The sequence below is a fragment of the Lentzea flava genome (assembly GCF_014648475.1).
Lineage (GTDB): Bacteria > Actinomycetota > Actinomycetes > Mycobacteriales > Pseudonocardiaceae > Lentzea > Lentzea flava.
This window is the reverse complement of record NZ_BMRE01000004.1, coordinates 226,635-250,040: the sequence shown is the minus strand read 5'-3', so window position 1 is coordinate 250,040 and position 23,406 is coordinate 226,635. Positions and strand designations below refer to the sequence as shown.

Sequence of the window (23,406 nt, the reverse complement as noted above, 5' to 3'; positions counted from 1 at the left end):
TGCGAAAGTAGGGTCCGTCCCCTGCTCCAGTAGGTGATCTGGAGCACCTACCCGGCAGTATCGTCACCCGCGTGAAGCGGGCAGGAGACCTCGCAACGGTGCTGCCCGCGGCAGCACCGGAGGTCTGGCACGGCTTCACCCCGCACACGGCGGCAATCGCTTTCCTCGGCCTGGCGATCCTCGTGATCGCCGGACTGGCCGGCCTCTACCTGGCGACCCGGCGCAAGCTCACCCAGGCCCTCACCGACCGCGCCGAACGCGAGCGCGACCTCGTGGCCGAGCAGGCCCGCGCCGACGAGCGCACGAGGCTGGCCGCGGAGATGCACGACGTCGTGACACACCGCCTGAACCGCATGGTGCTGCACGCCGGTGCGTTGCGCGTGGCAGCCAAAGACGACGACACGCGCAACGCCGCGGAAGAACTCCGCACCGCGGGCCGTGAGGCGTTGGCCGAACTCCGCGACCTGGTGGGCGTCCTGCGTTCCGGCCGCACCGCGCGCATCCCGGACGTGCTGCCCGACCGCCTCGCCAACCTGGTGGCCGACTCCGCCGCGACCGGCCTCGAAGTCACCCTCACCGAGCACGGCGACGCCGACATCGTCTCCCCCGCCGTCCGCCGCACGATGTACCGGGTGGTCCAGGAGTCTCTGACCAACGTGCACAAGCACGCTCCCGGCGCGCACACCGAGATCACGATCCACTGTGGACCGAGCACGGTCCGGGCCGTCATCCGCAACACGGCCCCGTCGTCCACACCGGACACCGCGCCACCCCGTCCCGGCTCGGGCCTGCTGGGTTTGCGCGGACGCGTGGAGATGGTCGGCGGCACCCTCACCGCGGGGCCGACGGACGACGGCGGTTTCCAGGTGGACGCGGTCCTGCCGGCGTTCGTGCCGACGTGATCACACCTTGCGGCCGACCCCTGCCCACATCGCGGACTCGCCCGGCACCGCGAACCCGGCGTCCCGCACGGTTTCCTCCGGATGCCACGACGCCGTCCACGTCACCCCCGGCTCGACGAGCTCGAAGTCGCCGAACAGGGCCTCGACCTCCTGCTTCGACCGCCACACCGCGGCCAGCTCGGCGAAGGCGGCGAGCTTGGCCCTGATCGGCACGCCCTCGTCGGTGAGATGCGAGATGGCGAGGTACGAACCAGGACGGCACAGCTCGCGGTACCTGGCCACCGCCCGCGGCCCGACGTCCACGCCACGGGAATCGAGCTGCCGCAGGTGCAGCACCGCGATCAGCAGCACCGCGACGGGCCGGTCGAGGTCCACCACACCGGTGGCGGCCACCTGCTGCCACAGCCGGTCGGGGTCGCGCAGGTCGGCGTGCACGGCCGCGTGGCGCTTCTCGTCACCGTCGCGGTCCAGCAACACCCGCGAGTGCGCGACCGTCACCGGTTCGTGATCGACGTAGACCACCTGACTCTCACCCGGTGCGAAGACGTCGGCCACCTGGTGCGTGTGCCCCATCGTCGGCAGGCCCGCCCCGATGTCCACGAACTGCCGCACACCACGCCGCAGCAGATATCGCACCACCCGGTGCAGGAACAGCCTGTTCGCCCGTGCCACGGCCCTCAGCTTCGGGAAGACCCGCAACGCCTGCTCACCGAACCGCCGGTCGGTCTCGTAGCAGTAGTCGCCGCCGAGCAGGAAATCGTACACCCGCGCCGGGCTGGGATTGAGGAGATCGACACCGTGCGGGGGAAACTCGTCACGCACGGAGTCCGCCACTCCACCCACCTTTCCCCATCAGCCGCGGTTCAGCGTACGCACCCGAACGAGAAGGCGAAATCCTGCGCTAGCGTGACATCCGATCGCGCAACTCACGGACCAGCCGTTCGAGGAACTCCCGGCTGCCGGCCTCGGTCAGCGCGAGCCGGACGACGTCTTTCCAGTACTCCTCGTAGGCGTGCCGGTCCTCGGGTTTGTCGAGATAGAGCGCACCGTTCAGGTGTTCCACGTACACGTAGTCCGTGTCGCCCATCGACATCAACGTGAAGTCCGGCGCCGAATACCGCATGGACACCTCGAACGGAATCACCCGAACGTGCAGCCAGTCGTGTTCGGCCGCGAGACCGAGCAGATGCCGGATCTGGTCGACGGCAACACCGGGCCCGCCCGGTGAACGCCAGAACGAGGATTCGCTGAACACCACGTGATACCGAGGCGGCGACGACGAACTGAACAACACTCGCCTTTCCTCGCGAAGGCGCAGGTGATCCGCGATCTCGTCCGCGCTTTCCGGAGCGAACATCGCGAACGTGTACGGCTCGGCCTCCAACCAGGCCGGAATGCGTTCGCTGTGCCACGCGCGCACCTCATTCGCGTGCGGTTCGTCGCCGGTGTAGCGCTGAAACCACTCGGGCACCCCCGGCGATGACCGCCCAGCCTGCCGACCTCCGCGAGCCTGTACATCTCCCGCGTCTGAGCCGGATCGATCCGCAGCACTTCGACAATGCGACGCAGATCTTCCCGATTGGGGGTGAGGCGCCCGTTCTCGATCTTCGAGATCTTCTCCTGCTGGCACCCGATCAACTCGGCGAGCTTGGTCTGGTTCATTCCCGCGGCGTGGCGGCACAGGCGCACGAGCTTGCCCAGCTGCAGGCGCTGCGACGGGAAGTAGGCGGACAAGGACTCTCCACTGTGCACTGCCGAGAAACGCGAGAGTCCCGATGCTAAGCCACGTCCGCCCAGGTCCGACGGGATTTTGCCAGAACGGTCAGTCCACGTCGTACCGGCCACGCCTGAGCGCGTCGGCGAACGCGGTCCACCCCGCGCTCATGAAGATCAACAATTCCGGCGACGACGACTTCGAGTCGCGGACGCCGACGACTCCGGGAACTCCCAGGTTGACCTCGACGCAGTTGCCGCCGTTCGGTCCGCACGCGGACTTCCACTGCCGTTCGGCGAAGAACTGCGAATGGACAGGCGAAATGGACATCATGATCGAACCCCCTCGGCCGGTTTCCTCCCTACCCGGAACAACGATGTTCCCGTGAGATCGTTCGGGACGCAACCAACCGAAAGGGTTCAGATCCGGACACGCTTGGTGATCAGTTTTCCCGGACGGGGACACCACCACCGGTCGCCGTGCGATGCAGCAACAGGAACAACCCGGTCAGGATCGCGATGCCGGCCGCCCCGAAAGCGGACACCATCACGGCACTGAGTCCCGCGAAAACGACGACCAGCAGCACCGCCGTCCTGGCGGTGAGATTCCAGTCGGCGAGGACATCACCGAGCAGGCACTGCCAGGACTTCGAGGGCTTCCGGTGGCGGCCGCCACCGGAGGAGGCCATAATGGCCATGTTGTCTGTCCTTACTGAGTTGATGTGTGGATAAGACAGCGACCGCGTGGTCCCCTGGTGCAACAGGGGCCACGCTTTTTTGGTGCCCACGTCCGCCGTTAACCGGTCCGGCCGCGTCTTCACCGCAGGTCGTTGTCTGCCGTCATCCTTACACGAGAGAGAGTGCGCGTACTACCCAAACTGTTATCAAGCGATGAACGGCGCCCACGGCAGGACGAACGGAGAACCGTTTCAGCACCGCCGATCAGCGCATTTCGGTAGATGCATTGCACGCCCTGTTACGCCACCTTGGAGCCTTGATCCACCGATCGAGTGAATCTTCCCCAAAGTCTCGACACGGGTTCCCGAAGGAATATTCCGCGCGCTGGACCATCGAGTGTTTCTCCGGCGGCGTCCGGCTGTCACTCGTCGGACGCGCGCACGGCCCGGCACGCCAGGTGGACCGCCAGCCGCTCGTCCGGGTTCAGCAGACTCACGCCGAGCAGCTGCTCGGCCCGGTTGATCCGCTGGGCCACGGTGTTGCGGTGCACCTTGAGCCGCACCGCCGCCGAGGAGGTCACCGACTCCTCGTCCAGGTACACCGCCAGCGTGCGCAGCAGCTGCCCGTCCTCGACGCCGGTCAGGGGCTCCAGCAACCGGGTCGCCTGCTCCACCAGCGCCGGGGTCTCGGCCGCCATCGACAGCAACCGCCGCACGCCGAGCTCGTCGATGTGCACGACCTTCGCGGCCCCTGTCATCGCGGCGGCCTCGCGCGCTTCGGCCAACGTGCGGCCCACGCCGGACGACCCCGGATGCGGACGCCCCACCCCGGCGACGAGGGTGCTGGCGCCCAGCGCCTGGGCGAGCCTCGCGGTCAGCTCGCGGTGCTGCGACTGCGGCGGCTCCGCGTCGTTGGTGAGCCAGAACGACCAGCCCTCCGCGCCCTCGACGAGCTGTCCGTGCAGGCCGCGCCGGGACAGCTCGACGCGCAGCCGTTCGGTGTGGGCGGTGTCGAAGCAGTTCGGCGCCGGAGGGTTCGGCATCACGTAGACGCCCGTGTGCCAGCCGTCGAGGCGCCACCCGGCGAGCACGGCCTGCTGCACCAGGTGCGGCGGCACGTCGTCGCCCGCGGCGAGCAGCTCGGCCAGCAGCGAGCCGCGGGAACGGGCGCGGCGCTCGGTTTCGAGGCGTTCGGCGGCGACCCAGTTGCCGAGTGCCCAGGACGCGACCTGGCTGATCTGCTGGACGGTCTCGGCCCAGCGCTTGTTGCGGCCGCGGGTGTGCGAGACGAGCCACAGGTGCACGTGCCCGGTCCGGTCCGTCTCCACCGGCACGGCCACCGCGACGCCCTCTGGCAGCTCGACCGTCGTGGCGACGGAGCCGACCAGCAGGTCCGGCGGCAGGCCGGGCGGTGACACACCCTCGATCGCCGTGCCGTCGGCGCTCATCACCGCGCACGTCACGTGCAGCTCGCCGGACAGGATCGTGATCACCGAGCGCGGGTCCGGCTTGCTGCGCCCCAGCCGCGCGGTGACGGCGTTGAGCAGCCGGGCCGCGGCGACCTCTGGACGGCGCACCGCCGTGCGCAACGAGTCGGCGACCAGCAGCGGGTCGTCGGCTCTGGTCTGCAGCAGTGGCACGCCCAGCCGGTTGGCGAAGGAGATCGTCGCGGTGGACGGGGGCTGGTAGCTCCCGGCCGACGGCCGCACCAGCACGACGGCCCGCACGTCGGCGCTGTAGGCACGGCGCAGCGCGACCTCGACGAGGTACGGCTGGTGCCCGGTCAGGATCACCAGGTCGCCCGCCGAACACGCCTCGACGGCCGTCATGTCCGCCGCCAGCCGCACGTCCGCGACCTCGGTGTCCACCCCGCGCTCGCCCGCCAGCAGGCACGCGTCGTCGCCCAGCACGCCGATCTCCAGCAGATCGCGCACCGTCAGCGAGTCGGCGTCGTCGATCACGGCACGTCCCGGAACGGCACGTGGTCGAGGTCGTAGCCGAAGGCGCGCGGGTCGACGCGTCCGAGCATCTCCGGACGCAGCCACTGCGCGGGGGATGGGAGCGCTACCACGTCCACCACGGCACCGAACGAGAGCCGCTCGGTCGACACCGGCTTGCCGGACTCGGCGTCGAGGCAGCACAGCAGATCGGGCGTCGTCACGAGCGGTTCGCCGTCCGCGAGCGCGACGAGGTACTCACCCTGCATCTCCAGGCGCACATACGCATCGTCGGTGTCCAGCCGCCGCAGCGCCACCGTTCCGCGGGGAAAGTCGCCGACGGATTCACGCCACACCTCGGCGACTTTTCCCCGCGTCAGGCGGAAACCGCCCGAGGCCTTCGCGCGTTCGTCGACCGAGAGCGTGTACTGGGACCAGATCTCACCGAGTTCCAGCGCCCGCGACAACGAGCCCGGTATGCCCGCTTCGAGCGCATCCGCGAGTTTCAACGGCTTGGCCACCATCATCGCCCAGCCGCCGAAGTCGACCATCACCGTGCGGGCGAGCTTCTCGATGCCCGTCGTGTCCAGAACCGCCCGGTTTCCGCCGGGTTCGGTGATGGCCAGCGGAGTGGTGGGCAGCCCGGCCGCGTCGTAGGTCGTCTGGTCGACCCGTGGGAACGCTCTCCCCATGCCGTCGACGTCGACGTACGGCAGCCCGAGCCGCGCGGCGAGGATCAGCGGCAGCAGTCCGTTGCACCCGCCGGCCTCCCACCCGATCACGGCGGTGACGGACGTGGAATCGTGCGCCTGCAACGCCTTCAGGGCTTCCTCCGCCTCCTGGCCGGACGGCAGCTTCTCGATCATCACGGTCGGTGCGCCGATCAGCCCGACCCGAGCGCCGTAGCCCTCCGGATCGGCTTCCTCCGGCGACAGGACCGTCACCGGCCCGCTCTGTCGCAGTTCGTGGCGGAGCATGGCCGCGAAGGCGTGGGTCTCGTGCTCACCCCCTCCACCGCCGCTGCCGAGCATGACCACGCCCAGGGCGAGCCGGTCAACCTCGTCGGGCTGGAGCAGGTGCATGCGCGAGACAGTAGTGCCGCCGGTGCTCGCGCGAGAAGGATCCGCGTTCTACACGCCGAGCGGCCGGTATTCGTGCGAGTAGCCGAACGCCGCCGGTCCGACCAGCGCAAGACCTTCCGGCGTGCGCCAGCGCGGGTGGCACGGCGCTCCGACGACCGCGACGCGTTGCCCGTACCGCAACCGTTCGGCGGGCACGGGCTCACCCTGCTCGTCCAGCACGCAGATCAGGTCCGGCACCGAGGCGAGCACCTCGCCGTCCCGTGACGCGACGAGGTGCTCGTTCTGGAACTCCAGCCGGCAGCTCGCGTCGTGGGCCTCGATCCGCGCCTCACCCTTGGCGAACCCGGGATCCCGCGCGCGCATGACGTCCACGACCTTGCCGGTGAACAACACCCGGCCGCCGAGGAACGACGCGATGGCCTGGCACGGGTCCACGTGTTCCCGCCGCGCCTGTTCCACCAGCCGCCCGAGCCGCGACGCCAGCGTGAGCGTGCCGGGGATCGTGACGTCGCGGGCCTGCTTGCCGGACATGGGAAAGCCGCTCAGCAACGCGGTGCAGCCCATGCGGATCGTGGCCGAGCGCGCGAGCCGTTCCGCCCAGTTGTTGTCGTGGACGTCGACGACGATCGCGTTGCCCTTCTCGTCGGCGATCGCGAGCGGGCTCGCCGGCACACCGTCCAACGTGCACACGACCATCTGCACCATCGGGAACGCGCGGCCCATGCAGTCCGCGTCGAGCACCGGCAGGCCGAGCGACGCGGCCACGGGGAAGGGCGCGAGCGAGTTCATCCCGCCGACCTCGATCGGCAGCACGTGCGTGATCGAACGGCCGAGTTCCCGTTGCAGCGTCAGGAAAGCCGTGACGGCCTCCTCTCCCGCTGGCAGCTTCTCGATCATCACGGTCGGCGCGCCGATCATCCCGATGCCCGCGACGAGCGCGTCGTCCGGCACCTCGTGCGGCTCGGCCACGAGCACCGGCCCGTACTCGAGCAGCGCCTGTTCCGCGACGAGCCTGCCGATGTACGGGTCGCCACCGCCGCCCGTGCCGAGGATCGCGGCGCCGCGGGCGACGTGCCTCAGCTCGGCGGCCCCGATCTCACGCACGAGCCCTCTCCAGCACCAGGTCGCCGACGGCTCGCGCGCGCACCCGGCTCGCGTTGCCCGGCAGGTACGCCAGCGGGATCTCCTCGACCTCGACGATCCGCACGCTGTCGGCCTTCGCGCCCGCCGCCACGGCCTTGTCCACGGCCTCCTGACGGGCCGAGTCGAGCACCTCGTCGCGCCGGTTCTCGTCGATCGTGAAGACCCGGTCGACCTCGCCGCCGACCTGCGCGATCGCGGCGCCGATGGCGTTGGCGAACGCGTGGTGCTCCGGCCTGATCATCTCGCTGACGCCCTCGATCTCGTCCGGCACCAGCACGCTGCCACCGCCGACCAGCACGACGGGCAACGGCGCAGGGCACGTGCGCAGGCGGTCGACCTGGGTGGCGATCCGGTCGCAGACGTGGTCGAGCACCGAGCGGACCAGCGTGCGGTCGAGGTTCCTGACCAGCGTCGCGTCCCCGATGTCGGCGAGGCCGGCCGCGACCGCGACGTCCGTGGCGGTGAGCGTGTCGCCCCCGAACACCAGTGCCTGCTCGCTCAGGCGGAATCCCACGCTGTCCGGTCCGACCTCGACACCGCTGGGCGTCTCGCGCACGACGCTGCCGCCGCCCAGTCCGACCGACAGCACGTCGGGCATCCGGAAGTTCGTGCGCACCCCGCTGATCAGCACCTCGGACGAGGCCTCGCGCGGGAAACCCTTGTTCAGCATGCCGACGTCGGTCGTCGTGCCACCGACGTCGATCACCGCGCATTCGTCCAAACCGGACAGAAACGCTCCGCCGCGCATGGAGTTCGTCGGCCCGGAGGAGAACGTGGCGACCGGGTAGCAGCGGGCGTACTCGAGGTCCATCAACGTGCCGTCGTTCTGGCTCAGGTACAGCGGGGCGTCGATGCCCTGCGCCGTCAGTGACTCGACCAGCCCGTCGGCGATCTGCTCGGCGAGCTCGCGCAACGCGGCGTTGATGATCGTCGCGTTCTCCCGCTCCAGCAGGCCGAGCCGCCCGATCTCGTGCGAGAAGCTGACGAGCAGGTCCGGCACCTCGGCCGTCAGGATCTCCGCAGCCTGACGCTCGAAGTCGCCGTTGACCAACGAGAACACCGACGAGATGGCGACCGACCGCACACCCTTCTCCGCGATGTCCGCGGCCACCCGGCGCAGCTCGTCCTCGTCGAGCGGCGAGATGACCCGCCCGTCGTACTCGTGGCCGCCGTGGCAGAGGTAGGAGTGCCCGCCGATGACCTGCCGCAGCCGCGGCGGCCAGTCGACGAACGGCGGAAGCGCTCTGGTGGCGGGAAGTCCGAGCCGCACCGCCGCCGTCTGAGCCAGTCCCCTGCCCTCGACCACGGCGTTGACGAAGTGCGTCGTGCCGATCATGACCGCGCTGATGACGGCCGGTTCGAACGCGACAGCGGCCCGCAGCCCGCCGACGGCCTTGATGATCCCGGTCGTCACGTCGGCTGTCGTCGTCGTCTTGCACTCCGCGAGGACCGTTCGCCCCTCGACGAGCACGGCATCGGTGTTCGTGCCGCCGACGTCGATACCGATGTGCATGGTGCCGAACCACTCCTCAGGCGGCGGATGCTTCCCCGACCACCTTACGGTTGGTGGCCCTGCGAGTCCTCATGCGCAGCAGGTCCAGCCGGCCGGCCGAGACGTAGAGGGCGAACGCGACCACGAGCGAGTTCACGCTGGACTGCCCGAACGGCACCAGTTCGCCGATGACGGCGGACACCGGCCAGATGACCACGCTGGCAGGCACCCACGAGGGAGCCGACCGCGGCACGTAGGGCCGCGTGGAGATGATCTCGTTGCGCCACCGCCGCACGACGTAGTACTCGGCGATCATGATGCCGGTGACCGGCGGGAACACCACGCCGAGCAGCACCAGGAAGTGGCTGAACTGGTGCACGATGCCCGCGGCGGCGAGAAAACTGCCCGCGAACCCGACCATGACCGTCACCTGGGCCCTGCTGATCCGCACCGCGAACACGGCGTCGAAGAAGTTCACGAGCCCGAGCGACGCCGAGTAGAGGTTCCAGTCGTTGATCTTCAACACGGCGGTGACGACGACCAGCGCCCCGATCCACCCGCTGGACGAGCCGATGAGGCCCATGATGTCCGTGGTGCTCAGCCCGTGCGCGAGGACCACCCCGGCCAGGCTGATGACCCACTCGCCCAGCGTGATGCCCAGAACGGTCTGCTTGACGACGTCCCACTCGTTGCGGTTGAAGCGGGTCATGTCCGGCGCGATCGCGGCCCCGACGATGAAGCTGCCGGTCACCAGCGTCACCGCGGTCATCATCCCGATGGACGGCCCAGGCGCCGGACTGCTGAGCGTCGCCGCGAAGTCGTTGACGTTCGTCAGCACGAGCCACAGGAGCAGCAGCAGAAACGCCGGCACCGCCAGGTAGGCCGTCCACGCCATCCACCGCACGCCATAGGCCGCGATGACGGTGACGACGATGCCGAAGATGAGCGACCACACAGGCGCCGGCAACACCCCGGCCACGCCCGCGAGCGTCACCCCGGCCAGCCCGGTCTGCACCCCGAACCACCCGGTGCACGACAAAGCGATGATCAGCCCGAGCATCGCACTCCCGGCGTGCCCGAACCCGGTCCACCGCGTGAGGATGGCCGTCGACAGCCCTTCCCGCTGCCCGATGATCCCCACCGCGACAGCCACGGCGTTGAGCAGCAGCGCCCCGATCGTGAGCGCGAGGAACGCGTCCCAGAACGTCATCCCGAAGCCGAGTGTCGCGCCCAGCAACAACTGGCTCAGCGCGGTCGTCTGCCCGAAGCGCTGGGTCGCGACTGACAACCACGGGTGCCGCGCCTGGTCAGGGACACGGATGAGGGCCTGATCGTCATGCCCGAGAAGAGCGGCCACGTCGTCCCTCCGCCCTGTGATCGACAACCCGGACAGTAATGGCCGAGTCACGATCGAGCTACAGACAATGTGCACAGTCGGGCGATTCAACACGTTGCAATCCGCACGGCCCGTCTAATTCATGGCCAGCGCAATCCGCCGCCGCGCCACCAGCCGAGTGTGGTGCACATCGAGGCCGAACCCCAGCCCAGGCCGCCGCTCGAACCGGTCGTAGCTGCGACTGAGCAACCAATGAGCAGCCTCCGCCGTGATCGACTCCAACCGCACCTGCCCCTTGAGCCGCTCCAGCGCCTCCTCCACCCGCCGCGTCAAAAACGCGTGCCGCGTGAGCCCCCCACTGATTTCATCGATCATGAAAACCATCGCGTGCGGCTCATCCCCGTACGCATAACTGCACAACAACGCCAGATATCCGGCATCGATGGATCGATCCCCGATCCAGCACTCCCCAAAGGTGAGCGCCCCCATGTCCCACACCGGCGCCCCCTGCTCCCGGGCCGCCTCCTTGGCCCACCCCCCAGGCCGCCCAGGCAGCAGATGCCCCAACGCCGTCAGCAGAGCCGCACTGCGCCGACTGGGCACCTCTTTCAGGTGATGGACAACGACCTCCCACAACTCCTCGTTGTCCGCAAAGGGCCCGACAAACGCACTGACCAGCAACTCGACCTCAAGGGGGTCGGTGAGCTGCGGCAACGGGCGCCCGGCGTCCACCACCGCCTGCTGCATGGGGGTCAGCCTCGTCCGCACGCGCGGCAGGTTAGCCCGATCGACGCAACGCCACCCGTTCCTTGATCCACGCCACCACGTGGATCACCCCATCGAGGTCACCGCGCGAGTCGGCTGATCAGACACCGACAGCGCGACGGTCGATGCTGATGTCCGCCCGGTCCGCTGCCACCCGGCCCGCCTCCCACCCCGCGCCGTCGGTGACGGTCACCGACTTCTGGGCGAGGTTGCTGAACATCTTCTCGAACGTCTCCTCGACCACCTGCGACCGCTCGGCCAGCACCGGCAACAGCCGCTCGTCCTCCACCGGATCGTGCGCACGAGCCCCGGCCTCCTCGAGCCGTTCCCCGATGCGCGCCGCGTACGAGATCAGGAAGGACTGCCGAAACGACCGCGTACGGGACGTTCCAGCCCTGGTGACCTGACTGCCTTCGGCGACCATCGCACGGGTCGCCTGCACCTGCAGCGAGGTGACCAGCAGCTCGGTGATCTCCAGGTCCATCGACTCCCCTACCAGCGCGACGAACCCGAACCGGGAATAGAACACCGACCGGCACCGGTTCGCCTTGGCGATCTGGTGGACCAGATGCGCCTTGGCATCGACATACGGCGCGTCAAGCCACAACCGGGTGGAGGCCGCCGTCTGCTTCCGGCGCTCGTCGGCGTCGAGGACGGCACGTTCGAAGGCGTGCCGGTTCATCAGTTCCTGTGCCTTGGCCGACAGAGCCTCGGCCTCCTCGGGAAACTGGGTGGACTCCGCCTTGGCCAGCAGACCTCGAACCCGCGTCAGCACCTTCTGATCAACACCGCTCACCGACGCGGCCGAACGCGCGGACCCCGATCCCGGCGCCGGAATGATGACCGGCAGCTCGGGCAACCTCATCAACTCGTCGATCACCACGATCGTGGTCCGCAGCGCGAACTCCAGATCGGCTCCGTGACGGTCCGCCCACTGCAACAGTTGCGGCACACCGGACTCCCACCAGACCTCGGCGCCACGCACCTGCGCTGCCCACCGCTCGTCCACAGTGGACGGAGAGTGTTTCGCCGTGTCCGCGGCGATCACGTCGACCAGCAGGCTGCCGGCTGCCGCGTCGGCGGTCCGGCGGACGTGCTCGCGGACATCGACGGGCGTCCATCCCTTCGCCCAGACCAGGTCGATCACCGCGTCCAACACGATCCCGGCACCGATCGCCACCGTCCGGGGGTTGGCGACGGGCCTGCGACCCGCGAGATCCGCGATGGTTCTGTCCACGAAGTCCGTGTCGGACGCACGGGCGAAAGCCGCCTGTTTCAACCCTTCGGCCACCATCTCCGGCGACACGACCGGAGGCGGCGCCCACGGCTCCTCGTACCCGTCGAAGTCGTACCGGGGTGGAGTCGGGCCGCGGTTCGCCCTGACCTTCTTCTTCGCCGCCCGCTTCTCGCGGTTGCGCTTGCCCACGCCAGTCCTCCTCGGCGGTAGTCCTTCCCGCAGGCTAGCGATCCGGTCCGACACTCCCTCAGCGACGCGCGCACTCGCCGCCGGTGTCGGCCATTACGCGGTGCTCGCGGTGCTCACCGCGGACGAGTTCCCGTTGCAGGGGATCGACGAGAGCGCACTGGCCCGGTCGGTCGTGACGCTGTTGCCCGAGCACGCGACGCCGCGAGCTCGATCCGTCAGCCTCCCGGCCGAGGTGCTCGACCCCAGTTCGGCGCAGCCTGCCGCGAGCGCCGGCACGGCGGACTCGGCCCACGTCGCCGCGGGCCGTACGCCGTCTCGTTCTACGACACCCCGGACGGCCGCTGATAGTTCACCCGCCGCGCCTCGGGCGACGGGCGTGACTGGTCCACTCTGGCCCCAGCCGACCACGGGCGGCTCACCCATGCCGTCACCGAGCTGCTCAGCCGCACCAACTGATCAGTCCTCGTCGTCGGTCTGACCGGCGCGCTGCTGCGCGTGTTCGACCGGCGCCTGTCGACCTGGTTGGCCAGAAGTTCGGCCATGGTCATGTCCTTGAACGGTTTGTCTTCGGGCACAGGCTTTGCTTTCGGGACGTGGCGCGGGACTCACGCATCGAGTAGTGCCCGCGCATGCGGTGCGGCGTCGGGGTCCAAGCGGTACTGGTACTCAACGCGGCCGGGTTTCCCGCCGTCCGAGAGGCGGCGGAGCAGGTAGCCGGCGGCATACAGCTCGACCGTCGGCCTACGGGCGCACTTCCGCACGCCACTGAGCTTGGACGTCAGCTCGTTCACCGTGAACCACGAGTCGGGGTACTCGCCGAGCACGGCAAGCACCTGCTGGTACTGCTTGCTGCCAGGCAGCGGCGACAACCGCGGCCGCGGCTCCTGACGCAACCAATCCACCACGAACTCGCCGACGACCTCTGCCGCGCCATCCGCCAAGCGGTAGCGGGCAACGCGACATTGCGCGGTCTTCGGAACCGAGACAGCCACGCCGATGCGCTCCAGCGCTTTCACGGCGTACCAACCGGACGCGAAGCTGCGATTCGGGCCACCTTCCATGATCTGACTGACGGTCAACGGCTCAGGAGCGCTGTCGAGCAGCCTGCGAAGCAGGTGAATCTTGAACTCCAGGCCTACTGGCGGGAGCTTGTCGAGCGCACGGCGCGGTTGATGCATCATTTTCTCCGATCCAGCGCGTGTCGCCCCACGCCGACGACGCAGCAGTCGCACTCGCAGCCGTGGTCACGTAGCTCCTGATAGAGCAGCCGACAACGCACGAGATAGGTACGCCCGAGCACGATCACGTACAGCGGCGGCACCGCGAGCCACACGACGAACAGCAGGACACCGCCCACGTCCTTGGCGAGTTCAGACCACACACCGCTCCCCCGATCGCATCGGCACGAAGTGCCCGCCCCGAATGTGCTCGACCAGCCGCACCAACAGGTCCCACGGCATCGAGTCGACGTCGAACGCCGTCCAGCACTGACGACAGACCGCGTCGAGCCGGTCCGGCGGCTCGAACGTCCCGAACACCGCCTCGACCGGGTGCTCACACGCCGACACGGGCACGAACAACATGCCTCCATGCTAGTAGTTATGTATAACTAACTCCATGGCGCGATCGAGTGAACCCGCCGAACGGAGCAGGACCAGAGGTTGGGAGACTTCGGATGACCACTCGATCGACAGTCAGGAGTGCGGCGATGTCGGAGCGGAGCGATCCGTCAGCGCTGCGATGGCTCATAGGTCACGAACTCCGTCAGGCGCGTCTGCGGGCCGGAAAGACCCAAGCCGAGGCGGGACAAGCACTTGGCTGCAGCCAGCCGAGGATCAACTACTTGGAGACCGGCCGAAACCAACAGCAGCCCGAGGAAGTAACCACTCTGCTGCGCCTCTACGGCGCCGATGTCGCTCACGTCGACCGCATGGCATCGCTCGCCGGGCGCGCAGACCACGCCACCTGGTGGGCACCGTTCACCGACGTCGTGCCGGACTGGCTCAAGACCTTTGTCGGCCTGGAAGGTCTCGCCAAGAGCGAGTTCTCCTACGAACCGCTGCTGATCTACGGCCTTCTCCAGACGCCCGCCTACGCCGCCGCCTTGCTGGTCAACAACCTTCGCGTGGCCGCAGTCGACATCGAGCGGGTCGTGAGGCTTCGCATGGAGCGACAGAAACGTCTCACCGACGACGACGAACCGTTGATCTTCACGGCGGTGATCGAAGAAGCGGCACTGGACCGCCTCGTGGGCGGCGTCGAGATCATGCGCGATCAGTACGCGCACCTGCTCACGTTGGCCGAGCGTGACAACATCACCCTGCACCTGATGCCGACCTCGGTCGCAGTGCACGACGGACTGGACGGCGAGTTCATCCTGCTCGACTTCCCCGAGGCACGAAGCATCGGCTACGTGGAGTTCCCCGACGGCGCTGTCTACGTGCAGAATCATGATCAGGTCGCGGCGTACACTCTGGCGGCAGAGCGCCTGTGCGCAGCGGCATTGTCGCCAGCCGACACGATCAAGGCGATCAAGTCGCGCCTGGCGAAACTCAGATGATCATGAGGAGTACCCATGACCACCGCGTGGCGGAAGTCGAGCCGTAGCAGCAACGGTACGAGCTGCGTCGAGGTGGCGTTCGCGGGTGACGACGTCGCCACCCGCGACTCGAAGAACCCGACCGGCCCCATGCTGCGCTTCACCGCCCGGTCCTGGACCGGATTCCTCAACGAGGCAAAGACAAACCGCCTTAGCCGCTGACAGCCGACCCATCACAACAGGAAACGCGGTCGGCACGTTCTTCCAGCGGATCCACATCGTCAGTGGAGCGCACCCCTACAAGGCCGCTTCGCACTGTCGTAACCCTCCCATGACTACGACTACGTGCACTTGAGGCGAATCAGCCCACGGCATGGCAGAGCTCGGCTGGCAATCTTCAGCGCTATCGTGGGACCAGCCCAGGCTGGCATCACCCGGCGTGATGAACGCGTACTGGTTGGCACGCGAAGGATGGATACAAGAGTATGGCCAGGTCAGTCGCACCACCTCCAGCGAGCACAGCTCTCGATGCGGGCGAGGAGGTGGCGTGGTAATGGCCCTCAAGAAGTCGGATCTGTACAGCTCGCTCTGGCGGAGCTGCGACGAGCTGCGTGGTGGCATGGATGCCAGCCAGTACAAGGATTACATCCTCACGCTGCTGTTCGTGAAGTACGTAACGGACAAGGCCAAGGCCGACCGCAACTCCTTGATTGACGTCCCAGCCGGCGGCTCGTTCGATGACATGGTCGCGCTCAAGGGCGACAAGGAGATCGGCGACAAAATCAACAAGATCATCAGCAAACTCGCCGAGGCCAACGGGCTGGAGAAGGTCATCGACCTGGCCGACTTCAACGACGAGGAGAGGCTCGGCAAGGGCAAGGAGATGCAGGACCGCCTCTCCAAGCTGGTGACGATCTTCGCTGACCTGGACTTCCGCGGCAGCCGCGCCGAGGGCGACGACCTGCTTGGCGACGCCTACGAGTATCTGATGCGGCACTTCGCCACGGAGTCGGGCAAGTCTAAGGGGCAGTTCTACACCCCAGCTGAGGTCTCGCGCGTCCTCGCCAAGGTCGTCGGCATCGGGCCGGACACCCGGCAGGACCACACGGTCTATGACCCCACATGCGGGTCGGGCTCGTTGCTCCTCAAAGTGGCCGACGAGGCCCCTCGCGGCATCACCATCTACGGCCAGGAGAAGGACAACGCCACGTGGGCGCTGGCCAAGATGAACATGATCCTCCACGGCAGCGAGGACGCCGACATCCGCAAGGGTGACACGATCACCAGCCCGCAGTTGATCACGGGCGTACAGCTGCGGACATTCGACTTCGCCGTGGCCAATCCACCGTTCTCGATCAAGTCGTGGAGCAACGGCCTGGAAAACGAATACGGCCGCTTCGAGTTCGGCCGGCCGCCTGAGAAGAACGGCGACTACGCCTTCCTGCTGCACATCCTCAAGTCACTCAAGAGCAACGGCAAGGCCGCGGTCATCCTGCCGCACGGCGTGCTCTTCCGCGGTAACGCTGAGGCCACCATCCGTAGAGAGCTGCTGCGCCGTGGCTACATCAAGGGCATCATCGGCTTGCCCGCCAACCTCTTCTACGGCACCGGCATCCCGGCCTGCATTGTCGTCCTCGACAAGGAGAACGCCCAAGCGCGGACCGGTGTCTTCATGATCGACGCCTCCAAGGGCTTCATCAAGGACGGCAACAAGAACCGCCTCCGTAGCCAGGATATCCACAAGATCGTCGATGTCTTCAACAAGCAGACTGAGATCGAGCGCTACTCGCGCATGGTGCCGCTTCACGAGATTGCCGATCCGAAGAACGACTACAACCTCAACATCCCCCGTTATATCGACTCCTCCGAACCCGAAGACATCCAGGACCTCCACGCGCACCTGCACGGTGGGATTCCGGACCGCGACCTGGATGCACTCGGCGGGTACTGGGAGGCGTTCCCGAGTCTTCGTGCCACGCTCTTCAAGCCGAACCGCCCCGGCTACAGCGACCTTGCGGTCGGCGTAGCCGATGTGCAACAGACCATCCTGGACTCCGACGAGTTCCAGAAGTTTGCTACCGATGTGCGCGGTCAGGTTGACGACTGGTTCGCCGCCCACCGGCCGATCCTGCAAGCGATCGACGCCAACACCGTACCGAAGGATCTGATCGCTCACATCGGCGACGATCTACTGGCTCGGTTCAAGGACACCCCGCTGCTCGATGAGTATGACGTTTACGAGCAGCTCATGACGTACTGGCACGGCGTCATGCACGATGACGTCTTCCTCATCATGAACGACGGGTGGCTGGACGCGGCAAAGCCTCGCAAGACCATCGAGGATAAGGAGCGCAAGCTCTCCGAGACGCCGGATCTCGTCACCGGATCAGGGCGTAGCGCCACCAAGTACAAGATGGACCTCATTCCACCCGCACTCGTCGTCCTGCACTACTTCGCGAACGAGCAGGCCGAGGTCGATCTACTGAACGCGGCGGCCGAGGAAGCCAGCCGCGCCATCGAGGAGTACACCGAGGAGCACGCGGTCGAAGACGGCCTGCTCGCCGAAGCGATGGACGACGACAAGATCAACAAAGCTCTTGTTTCCGCCCGTCTCAAGGTCGCCCGACACGAAGGAACCGACCCAGAAGAGATCAAGGCTCTCCAACACCTCATCAAGCTGTACAACGACGATGCCGTCGCGAAGAAGGCTGCAAAGGAAAGTCAGGCCGCGCTCAATCTGGTAACCCTCCAAAAGTATGGCGATCTCACACTGCCCGAGATCAAGCAGCTTATTCTCGACAACAAGTGGCATGCGATGATCGCAGATCGCGTCGCTCAAGTGGCTAACTCCATGACGCTGGCCTTGGTTGGCCGGATCCAGCAGCTCGGCGAGCGGTACTCCGAGACAGTCGAGACTCTCAACGTCGAACTAGAGGATCTGGAAGCCAAGGTGGCCGAATATCTTACAGATATGGGGATCGCCTAATGACTGTTCCGGAATACAAGCCGCTTGGACAGTTGCTCCGGCGCTCGCCCCGCTATGGCATAAACGCGGCAGCCGTGCCACTAGCTCCTGGCGTTCCCACGTACATCCGGATCACCGACATCGACAATTCTGGCCGCTTTTCACCCAACCCTAAGGTTGGCGTCGCACATGCCAGTGCGGAGAATTACCGACTGACCGACGGAGAATTGGTCTTTGCACGAACCGGCGCCAGCGTCGGCAAGTCGTATCTGTACGACCCGCGTGACGGCGAACTCGTTTACGCCGGATTCTTGATTAACGTTGCACCGGATAGCAAAGTGCTCAATCCGAAGTATCTGTCGCTCTTTGCGCAAAGTAAGGAATATTGGGATTGGGTAGCTCGTACATCAGTTCGGAGCGGCCAACCTGGTATCAATGGCCGTGAGTACGCTCAACTTCCAGTGCCCCTACCCGACATCGCCACACAGGACGCGATCGCCGAAGCGATGACAGATGTTGACCGCGAAATTGACTCGCTTGAGCGGATCCTCACCAAGAAGCGGGCGATCAAACAGGGCATGATGCACCAGCTCCTGACTGGGAAGACCCGCCTCTCCGGCTTCAACGAACCACTGCGCGAGGCAACGTTTGGCGAAGTAGCGGAAGTCGTAATGGGCCAATCGCCCGTTGGCAGCTCGTACAACCGGGACCGAATCGGAGTGCCGCTCATCAACGGCCCCACGGAGTTCACCGCTCATTCTCCGATTCCGAAACAGTGGACCACCGCGCCTGTACGTTTCTGCGAGCCCGGCGATATTCTGATCTGCGTACGCGGCAGCTCGACGGGCCGCATGAATGTCGCTGACACGAGATATTGCATAGGCCGCGGCGTCGCGTCAGTCCGCGCATCAGGCGATAATGACCAGAAGTTTGTATATTACACACTTGCGGCTATAGTCAACGATTTGCTCAAACTTCAAACAGGATCAACATTTCCGAGTATCGATTCTCGAATTATTAGAAGCCGCACAGTGCTGGCTCCCGAACTTCACGAGCAGCAGGGGATAGGGATAGCCCTAAAATCTGCAGACGACCAGCTGGTCGCGCTAGAACGAATGATCACCAAGAAGCGGGCAATCAAACAAGGAATGTTGCAACAACTGCTGACTGGCCGTACCCGCCTTCTAGCCAAGGAGAACGCGGTATGAGCAACGTCGGGCAGCCCGAGCGCAAGGCTCAAGATCGCGTCGTTAACCTATTCCGCGAGCAGCTCGGCTATATGTACATCGGCAACTGGGAGTACCGCGAAGGTAACTCAAACATCGAGGTGGGGCTGCTTGCACAGAACCTCCGAGCCCGTGGCTACAGCAAGAACCTCATCAACAAAGCGGTCGACAAGCTGAAGAGCGACGCTTCGCTCGGTGGTGGTCGCGACCTGTACGAGGCGAACCGCGACGTCTACGGATTGCTGCGCTATGGCGTGAAGGTCAAGCCTGGTGTGGGCGAGCCGACGGAGACTGTGTGGCTTGTTGACTGGGCGTGCCCAGAGGCCAATCACTTCGCCCTGGCCGAAGAAGTGACGGTGCTGGGCCAGCACACCAAGCGCCCAGACATCGTGCTGTACGTCAACGGCATTGCCCTAGGGACGATCGAGCTGAAGCGCTCGAAGGTCGCCGTCTCCGAGGGCATTCGGCAGAGCTACGGGAACCAGCGGCCCGAGTTCATCCGGCCGTTCTTCACCACAGTGCAGCTTGTGATGGCCGGCAACGACGTGGAAGGGCTGCGCTACAGCGTCATCGACACACCGGAGAAGTACTGGCTGGCGTGGCGCGAGCCGTCTGACGTCGCCGACCTGGGCCCACTCGATCGTTCCTTGACTCAACTCTGTTCGAAAGAGCGTCTGCTTGAGCTGGTTCACGACTTCATGGTCTTCGATGCGGGGCAGAAGAAGACGTGTCGACACAACCAGTACTTCGGCGTCAAGGCAGCCCAAGAGCGCATCGCCAAGCGCGAGGGCGGCATCATTTGGCATACGCAGGGCTCTGGCAAGTCGCTGACGATGGTGTGGTTGGCCAAGTGGATTCGCGAGCACCAGCCTGATGGCCGCGTGCTGCTCATCACCGACCGCACCGAATTGGACGAGCAGATCGAAAAGGTCTTCCGCGGTGTCAACGAGTCGATCTACCGCACCAAGAGCGGCGCCGATCTACTGACCACCCTCAACACGAACGAAGAGTGGCTGGTCTGCTCGCTGGTCCACAAGTTCCGTGGCTCGGAAGACGAGTCGGCTCGCGACCAGACCGAGAGCGAGTTCATCCGCGAGCTGAACGCGACCATCCCCAAGGACTTCCGTGCCAAAGGCAACCTCTTCGTCTTCGTCGATGAGGCTCACCGCACCCAGTCGGGCAAGATGCACGACGCCATGAAGTTGCTCATGCCGGGCGCCATGTTCATCGGCTTCACCGGCACGCCCCTGCTCAAGGCCGACAAGGCCACCACGATCGAAAAGTTCGGCAGCTTCATTCATACCTATAAGTTCGATGAGGGTGTGGCCGACGGCGTCGTCCTGGACCTGCGCTACGAGGCACGCAATATCGACCAGGAGCTGACCTCGCCCGAGAAGGTCGACAAGTGGTTCGAGGCCAAGACGAAAGGCATGACCGACCTGTCTCGCGCTGAGCTCAAGAAGCGCTGGGGCACCATGCAGAAGGTCGTCAGCTCGGAGCCTCGCGCACGGCAGATCGTCAACGACATCCTGCTCGACATGGAGATCAAGCCGCGCTTGGCCGATGGCCGCGGCAATGCGATCTTGGTTAGCTCAAGCATCTACCAGGCGTGCAAGTTCTACGAGCTGTTCACGCAGGCCGGGTTCAAGGGCAAGTGTGCCATCGTCACGTCGTACACGCCGCAAGCGGGCGACATCGCCAAGGAAGACTCCGGCCACGGCGCCACTGAGAGGCTGCGCCAGTACGAGATCTACCGGCAGATGCTCGCCGACCACTTCAACGAACCCGCTGACAAGGCGATGACCAAGGTCGAGCAGTTCGAGAAGGACGTCAAGGATCGTTTCATCAACCACCCCGGTCAGATGCGCTTGCTCATCGTCGTCGACAAGCTCCTGACCGGCTTCGACGCTCCAAGCGCAACTTACCTGTACATCGACAAGAAGATGCAGGACCACGGTCTGTTCCAGGCGATCTGCCGGGTCAACCGCCTCGACGGCGATGACAAGGACTACGGTTACATCGTCGACTACCGGGACCTGTTCAACTCCCTTGAATCCGCCATTACCGACTACACCGGCGGCGCCCTGGAAGGCTACGAGAGGAAGGACATCGAGGGACTCCTGTCAGACCGGATCGAGAAGGCTCGTGAAGATCTCGACGAGGCTCTGGAGAAGATCCGTGCGCTGTGTGAGCCGGTAGAGCCGCCGAAGAACACTCTGCAGTACCAGCAGTACTTCTGTGCGCGCGAGCAGGGCAACGTCGAGCAGATTAAGGCCAACGAGCACAAGCGAGTCGCGTTGTACAAGGCTGTCGCAGCCGTGACACGCGCGTACGCCAACGTTGCCAACGAGATGAACGCCGCCGGCTACAGCGATACCGAAGCCGCAGCGATCAAGAACGAGATCGCCCACTATGCCAACGTGCGCGACGAGGTCAAGCTCGGTGCCGGCGAGAACGTCGACTTTAAGCAGTATGAGGCCGGCATGCGCCACCTGCTTGACACCTACATCAGTGCAAAGCCCTCCGAGGTGGTGTCCGACTTCCAGGAAGCCGGGCTGATCCAACTGATTGTGCAGATGGGTGCAGGTGCGCTAGACAAACTCCCTACGGGAATCCGGAAAGACCCCGAAGCCGTAGCCGAGACGATCACCAATAACATGCGCAAGGTGATCATCGACGAGCGCGCGATGAATCCCAAGTACTACGACAAGATGTCCGAGCTGCTTGATGCCATCCTCGAAGAGCGTCGTCAGGGAGCGCTGGACTACAAGGACTACCTCTCGAAGCTGCTTGAGCACGCGATCAAGCTCGGCAAAGGCGAATCCGACACCGAGTACCCGGAGTGGGCCAGCAACGGAGCTCGCCGCGCCCTGATCGACTTCTTCTGGCCGTCAACCGAGATCGCTGTTGAGATCGACACGACGATCCGCCACACGAAGCCGGATTCGTGGGTGGGCAACCCGATCAAGGAGAAGAAGGTCAAGCGCGCAATCGCTCGGGCGCTGCCTGAGGACTTCGACCGGCTCGATGAACTGTTCGAACTGGTACGGGCTCGCCATGAGTACCGCTAGCGCGTCCCTGACGATCCTCGGCATCGATGTCGATGTCATCTACAAGGACATCAAGAACCTGCACATCGGTGTCTATCCACCACTCGGGCGGGTCCGGGTCGCGGCTCCACGCAAGCTCGACGACGAGCACGTTCGGTTGGCCGTGATCCGACGACTGCCGTGGATCAAGCAGCGGCGCGATCAACTCCGCTCAGCCGCACGCCAGTCTGAGCGAGAGATGGTCACTGGTGAGTCCCACTACGTGTGGGGAGTTCGCCGCCGTATGAAGGTCGTTGAGCGCCCAGGGCGAGCGCACTTCGAGGTGGACGGCGAACGTCTGCTGCTGTACGTCCCCGCCGGCACGACAGCCGAGCGACGACGTGAACTGCTCGATCGGTGGTACCGGGAGCAGCTCCGACAAGCGATCCCGAACCTCATTGCAAAGTGGGAGCCGATCCTGGAGGTGTCGGTGCCGCGATGGACGCTCAGGCGCATGAAGACCAAGTGGGGTTCATGCAATCGCGAAACCGGACACATCTGGTTCAACGTCGAACTCGCGAAGAAGCATCCAGACTGCTTGGAGTACGTCGTGCTCCATGAGATGACGCATCACCTGGAACGCAACCACGGCCCGCGCTTCACCAAGCTCATGGATCGGTTCATGCCCGACTGGCGGAGCCTCCGTGACCAGCTGAATGAAGCACCGCTCGCGGACGAGCAGTGGACATGACAGCGTTGGGCAAGGATTCTCGCCCTCGACCACCACATCCTGCCGGTGGCCAGCACCAGCTTCTCTCGGAATGCTGAACGCGGCAACATCGAGTTCGGCATCGTGATGGGAAACCCAAACCTGGCCTGCCATCGCTGTCCGCGATCTGCGACCGATACCGGTCGCCAGAACGTGGGCGTGGCGCACGGCATACCTACCTCACCCGCACGCCGGACAATCCATAGTGGACCAACCACTTGTGACCTCGGCCCGTCGCCGGTACCTGTGCCAGGCAAGCACCGCAGTACCACCGACGAGGTGCAGTACGACCGGAAGACCGAGTGCGTCGGCGTAGCGCTGTTGGTGCACGAACATCACTCGGCGCTCCGCCGCGCCACCCGGCCGCAAGTCCTTCTACAGCCCGCTCAACTTCGATGAACCAAC

At 65.7% G+C, this 23,406-nt stretch carries 22 protein-coding genes and 2 pseudogenes; 9 read left to right on the top strand and 15 right to left on the bottom strand.

Annotated features, from left to right (window positions below; translation table 11 throughout):
- Window positions 1-71 precede the first annotated feature (71 nt).
- Window positions 72-902 carry a sensor histidine kinase gene (locus tag IEZ09_RS09375; protein ID WP_229812387.1) on the top strand — a complete coding sequence of 277 codons (831 nt, stop codon included), beginning with the start codon at window positions 72-74 and terminating at the stop codon, window positions 900-902.
- On the opposite strand, the gene IEZ09_RS09370 is transcribed toward IEZ09_RS09375, so the two are convergent.
- The 12 genes and pseudogenes from IEZ09_RS09370 to IEZ09_RS09315 form a co-directional block, all read right to left on the bottom strand.
- A complete protein-coding gene (locus IEZ09_RS09370; protein WP_189253195.1) occupies window positions 903-1,736 on the bottom strand; it encodes an SAM-dependent methyltransferase in 834 nt (277 codons plus the stop codon).
- A 67-nt stretch (window positions 1,737-1,803) separates the two neighbouring features.
- Entirely contained in the window at window positions 1,804-2,373 is a 570-nt protein-coding gene (locus IEZ09_RS46285) for a DUF5753 domain-containing protein (RefSeq protein ID WP_229812386.1), read from the bottom strand.
- Between the two features lie 59 nt (window positions 2,374-2,432).
- Window positions 2,433-2,654, bottom strand: a pseudogene (locus IEZ09_RS47820) (helix-turn-helix domain-containing protein); the annotation flags it as partial.
- A gap of 70 nt (window positions 2,655-2,724) precedes the next feature.
- Window positions 2,725-2,949: a DUF397 domain-containing protein gene (locus tag IEZ09_RS09355; protein ID WP_189253192.1), complete on the bottom strand. Its 225-nt coding sequence runs from the start codon at window positions 2,947-2,949 to the stop codon at window positions 2,725-2,727.
- A gap of 109 nt (window positions 2,950-3,058) precedes the next feature.
- Entirely contained in the window at window positions 3,059-3,313 is a 255-nt protein-coding gene (locus IEZ09_RS09350) for a hypothetical protein (RefSeq protein WP_189253191.1), read from the bottom strand.
- A gap of 401 nt (window positions 3,314-3,714) precedes the next feature.
- The gene (locus IEZ09_RS09345) at window positions 3,715-5,253 is read right to left on the bottom strand and encodes a PucR family transcriptional regulator (protein ID WP_189253190.1); all 1,539 of its coding nucleotides are present in this window, start codon (window positions 5,251-5,253) and stop codon (window positions 3,715-3,717) included.
- Complete coding sequence (locus tag IEZ09_RS09340) at window positions 5,250-6,311, bottom strand: S-methyl thiohydantoin desulfurase family protein (protein WP_189253189.1); 1,062 nt, start codon at window positions 6,309-6,311, stop codon at window positions 5,250-5,252. Before IEZ09_RS09340 ends, IEZ09_RS09345 begins: the two co-directional genes overlap by 4 nt.
- Before the next feature lie 48 nt (window positions 6,312-6,359).
- A complete protein-coding gene (locus IEZ09_RS09335) occupies window positions 6,360-7,415 on the bottom strand; it encodes an S-methyl thiohydantoin desulfurase family protein (protein ID WP_189253188.1) in 1,056 nt (351 codons plus the stop codon).
- Window positions 7,408-8,967: a hydantoinase/oxoprolinase N-terminal domain-containing protein gene (locus IEZ09_RS09330; RefSeq protein ID WP_189253187.1), complete on the bottom strand. Its 1,560-nt coding sequence runs from the start codon at window positions 8,965-8,967 to the stop codon at window positions 7,408-7,410. The genes IEZ09_RS09335 and IEZ09_RS09330 overlap by 8 nt, the downstream gene beginning before the upstream one ends.
- Before the next feature lie 16 nt (window positions 8,968-8,983).
- Complete coding sequence (locus tag IEZ09_RS09325; protein ID WP_189253186.1) at window positions 8,984-10,303, bottom strand: purine-cytosine permease family protein; 1,320 nt, start codon at window positions 10,301-10,303, stop codon at window positions 8,984-8,986.
- 114 nt (window positions 10,304-10,417) lie between these two features.
- Window positions 10,418-11,050 (bottom strand): hypothetical protein, encoded by a 633-nt coding sequence (locus IEZ09_RS09320; RefSeq protein ID WP_189253185.1) that lies wholly within the window; start codon window positions 11,048-11,050, stop codon window positions 10,418-10,420.
- Between the two features lie 97 nt (window positions 11,051-11,147).
- Window positions 11,148-12,473: a DUF2786 domain-containing protein gene (locus IEZ09_RS09315; protein WP_229812385.1), complete on the bottom strand. Its 1,326-nt coding sequence runs from the start codon at window positions 12,471-12,473 to the stop codon at window positions 11,148-11,150.
- On the opposite strand from IEZ09_RS09315, the pseudogene IEZ09_RS47695 reads away from it, so the two are divergent.
- Together IEZ09_RS47695 and IEZ09_RS47690 are read left to right on the top strand one after the other, a co-directional pair.
- Window positions 12,460-12,714, top strand: a pseudogene (locus tag IEZ09_RS47695) (ESX secretion-associated protein EspG); the annotation flags it as partial. The gene IEZ09_RS09315 and the pseudogene IEZ09_RS47695 overlap by 14 nt on opposite strands.
- A gap of 149 nt (window positions 12,715-12,863) precedes the next feature.
- On the top strand, window positions 12,864-12,929 hold the full coding sequence (locus IEZ09_RS47690; protein WP_301325068.1) for a hypothetical protein: 66 nt from the start codon (window positions 12,864-12,866) through the stop codon (window positions 12,927-12,929).
- 149 nt (window positions 12,930-13,078) lie between these two features.
- On the opposite strand, the gene IEZ09_RS09305 is transcribed toward IEZ09_RS47690, so the two are convergent.
- The 3 genes from IEZ09_RS09305 to IEZ09_RS09295 are packed head-to-tail and all read right to left on the bottom strand — an operon-like array spanning window position 13,079 to window position 14,056.
- Entirely contained in the window at window positions 13,079-13,651 is a 573-nt protein-coding gene (locus tag IEZ09_RS09305) for an acyl-CoA synthetase family protein (protein WP_189253183.1), read from the bottom strand.
- A complete protein-coding gene (locus IEZ09_RS09300) occupies window positions 13,651-13,854 on the bottom strand; it encodes a hypothetical protein (protein ID WP_189253182.1) in 204 nt (67 codons plus the stop codon). The genes IEZ09_RS09305 and IEZ09_RS09300 overlap by 1 nt, the downstream gene beginning before the upstream one ends.
- The gene (locus tag IEZ09_RS09295) at window positions 13,844-14,056 is read right to left on the bottom strand and encodes a hypothetical protein (protein WP_189253181.1); all 213 of its coding nucleotides are present in this window, start codon (window positions 14,054-14,056) and stop codon (window positions 13,844-13,846) included. The genes IEZ09_RS09300 and IEZ09_RS09295 overlap by 11 nt, the downstream gene beginning before the upstream one ends.
- Before the next feature lie 125 nt (window positions 14,057-14,181).
- Here IEZ09_RS09295 and IEZ09_RS09290 point away from each other — a divergent pair, with 125 nt between their 5' ends.
- The 6 genes from IEZ09_RS09290 to IEZ09_RS09265 all read left to right on the top strand — a co-directional run bounded on the left by IEZ09_RS09290 (window position 14,182) and on the right by IEZ09_RS09265 (window position 22,983).
- The gene (locus IEZ09_RS09290) at window positions 14,182-15,033 is read left to right on the top strand and encodes a helix-turn-helix domain-containing protein (protein WP_189253180.1); all 852 of its coding nucleotides are present in this window, start codon (window positions 14,182-14,184) and stop codon (window positions 15,031-15,033) included.
- Between the two features lie 15 nt (window positions 15,034-15,048).
- Window positions 15,049-15,234 (top strand): DUF397 domain-containing protein, encoded by a 186-nt coding sequence (locus IEZ09_RS09285; protein ID WP_189253179.1) that lies wholly within the window; start codon window positions 15,049-15,051, stop codon window positions 15,232-15,234.
- A 331-nt stretch (window positions 15,235-15,565) separates the two neighbouring features.
- Window positions 15,566-17,998: a type I restriction-modification system subunit M gene (locus tag IEZ09_RS09280; RefSeq protein ID WP_189253178.1), complete on the top strand. Its 2,433-nt coding sequence runs from the start codon at window positions 15,566-15,568 to the stop codon at window positions 17,996-17,998.
- Window positions 17,998-19,185, top strand: a complete 1,188-nt coding sequence (locus IEZ09_RS09275; protein WP_189253177.1) for a restriction endonuclease subunit S — start codon at window positions 17,998-18,000, stop codon at window positions 19,183-19,185. The genes IEZ09_RS09280 and IEZ09_RS09275 overlap by 1 nt, the downstream gene beginning before the upstream one ends.
- Window positions 19,182-22,274: a type I restriction endonuclease subunit R gene (locus tag IEZ09_RS09270; RefSeq protein WP_189253176.1), complete on the top strand. Its 3,093-nt coding sequence runs from the start codon at window positions 19,182-19,184 to the stop codon at window positions 22,272-22,274. The genes IEZ09_RS09275 and IEZ09_RS09270 overlap by 4 nt, the downstream gene beginning before the upstream one ends.
- Window positions 22,261-22,983: a M48 family metallopeptidase gene (locus IEZ09_RS09265; RefSeq protein ID WP_189253175.1), complete on the top strand. Its 723-nt coding sequence runs from the start codon at window positions 22,261-22,263 to the stop codon at window positions 22,981-22,983. Before IEZ09_RS09270 ends, IEZ09_RS09265 begins: the two co-directional genes overlap by 14 nt.
- The last annotated feature ends 423 nt before the right edge of the window (window positions 22,984-23,406 follow it).

Bases quoted from the DNA above. Each gene is read 5' to 3' on its own strand.
- IEZ09_RS09355 (WP_189253192.1), bottom strand. From the start codon at position 2,949: ATGATGTCCATTTCGCCTGTCCATTCGCAGTTCTTCGCCGAACGGCAG.
- IEZ09_RS09350 (WP_189253191.1), bottom strand. From the start codon at position 3,313: ATGGCCATTATGGCCTCCTCCGGTGGCGGCCGCCACCGGAAGCCCTCG.
- IEZ09_RS09340 (WP_189253189.1), bottom strand. From the start codon at position 6,311: ATGCACCTGCTCCAGCCCGACGAGGTTGACCGGCTCGCCCTGGGCGTG.
- IEZ09_RS09330 (WP_189253187.1), bottom strand. From the start codon at position 8,967: ATGCACATCGGTATCGACGTCGGCGGCACGAACACCGATGCCGTGCTC.
- IEZ09_RS09305 (WP_189253183.1), bottom strand. From the start codon at position 13,651: ATGCATCAACCGCGCCGTGCGCTCGACAAGCTCCCGCCAGTAGGCCTG.
- IEZ09_RS09295 (WP_189253181.1), bottom strand. From the start codon at position 14,056: ATGTTGTTCGTGCCCGTGTCGGCGTGTGAGCACCCGGTCGAGGCGGTG.
- IEZ09_RS09290 (WP_189253180.1), top strand. From the start codon at position 14,182: ATGTCGGAGCGGAGCGATCCGTCAGCGCTGCGATGGCTCATAGGTCAC.
- IEZ09_RS09285 (WP_189253179.1), top strand. From the start codon at position 15,049: ATGACCACCGCGTGGCGGAAGTCGAGCCGTAGCAGCAACGGTACGAGC.
- IEZ09_RS09280 (WP_189253178.1), top strand. From the start codon at position 15,566: ATGGCCCTCAAGAAGTCGGATCTGTACAGCTCGCTCTGGCGGAGCTGC.
- IEZ09_RS09275 (WP_189253177.1), top strand. From the start codon at position 17,998: ATGACTGTTCCGGAATACAAGCCGCTTGGACAGTTGCTCCGGCGCTCG.
- IEZ09_RS09270 (WP_189253176.1), top strand. From the start codon at position 19,182: ATGAGCAACGTCGGGCAGCCCGAGCGCAAGGCTCAAGATCGCGTCGTT.
- IEZ09_RS09265 (WP_189253175.1), top strand. From the start codon at position 22,261: ATGAGTACCGCTAGCGCGTCCCTGACGATCCTCGGCATCGATGTCGAT.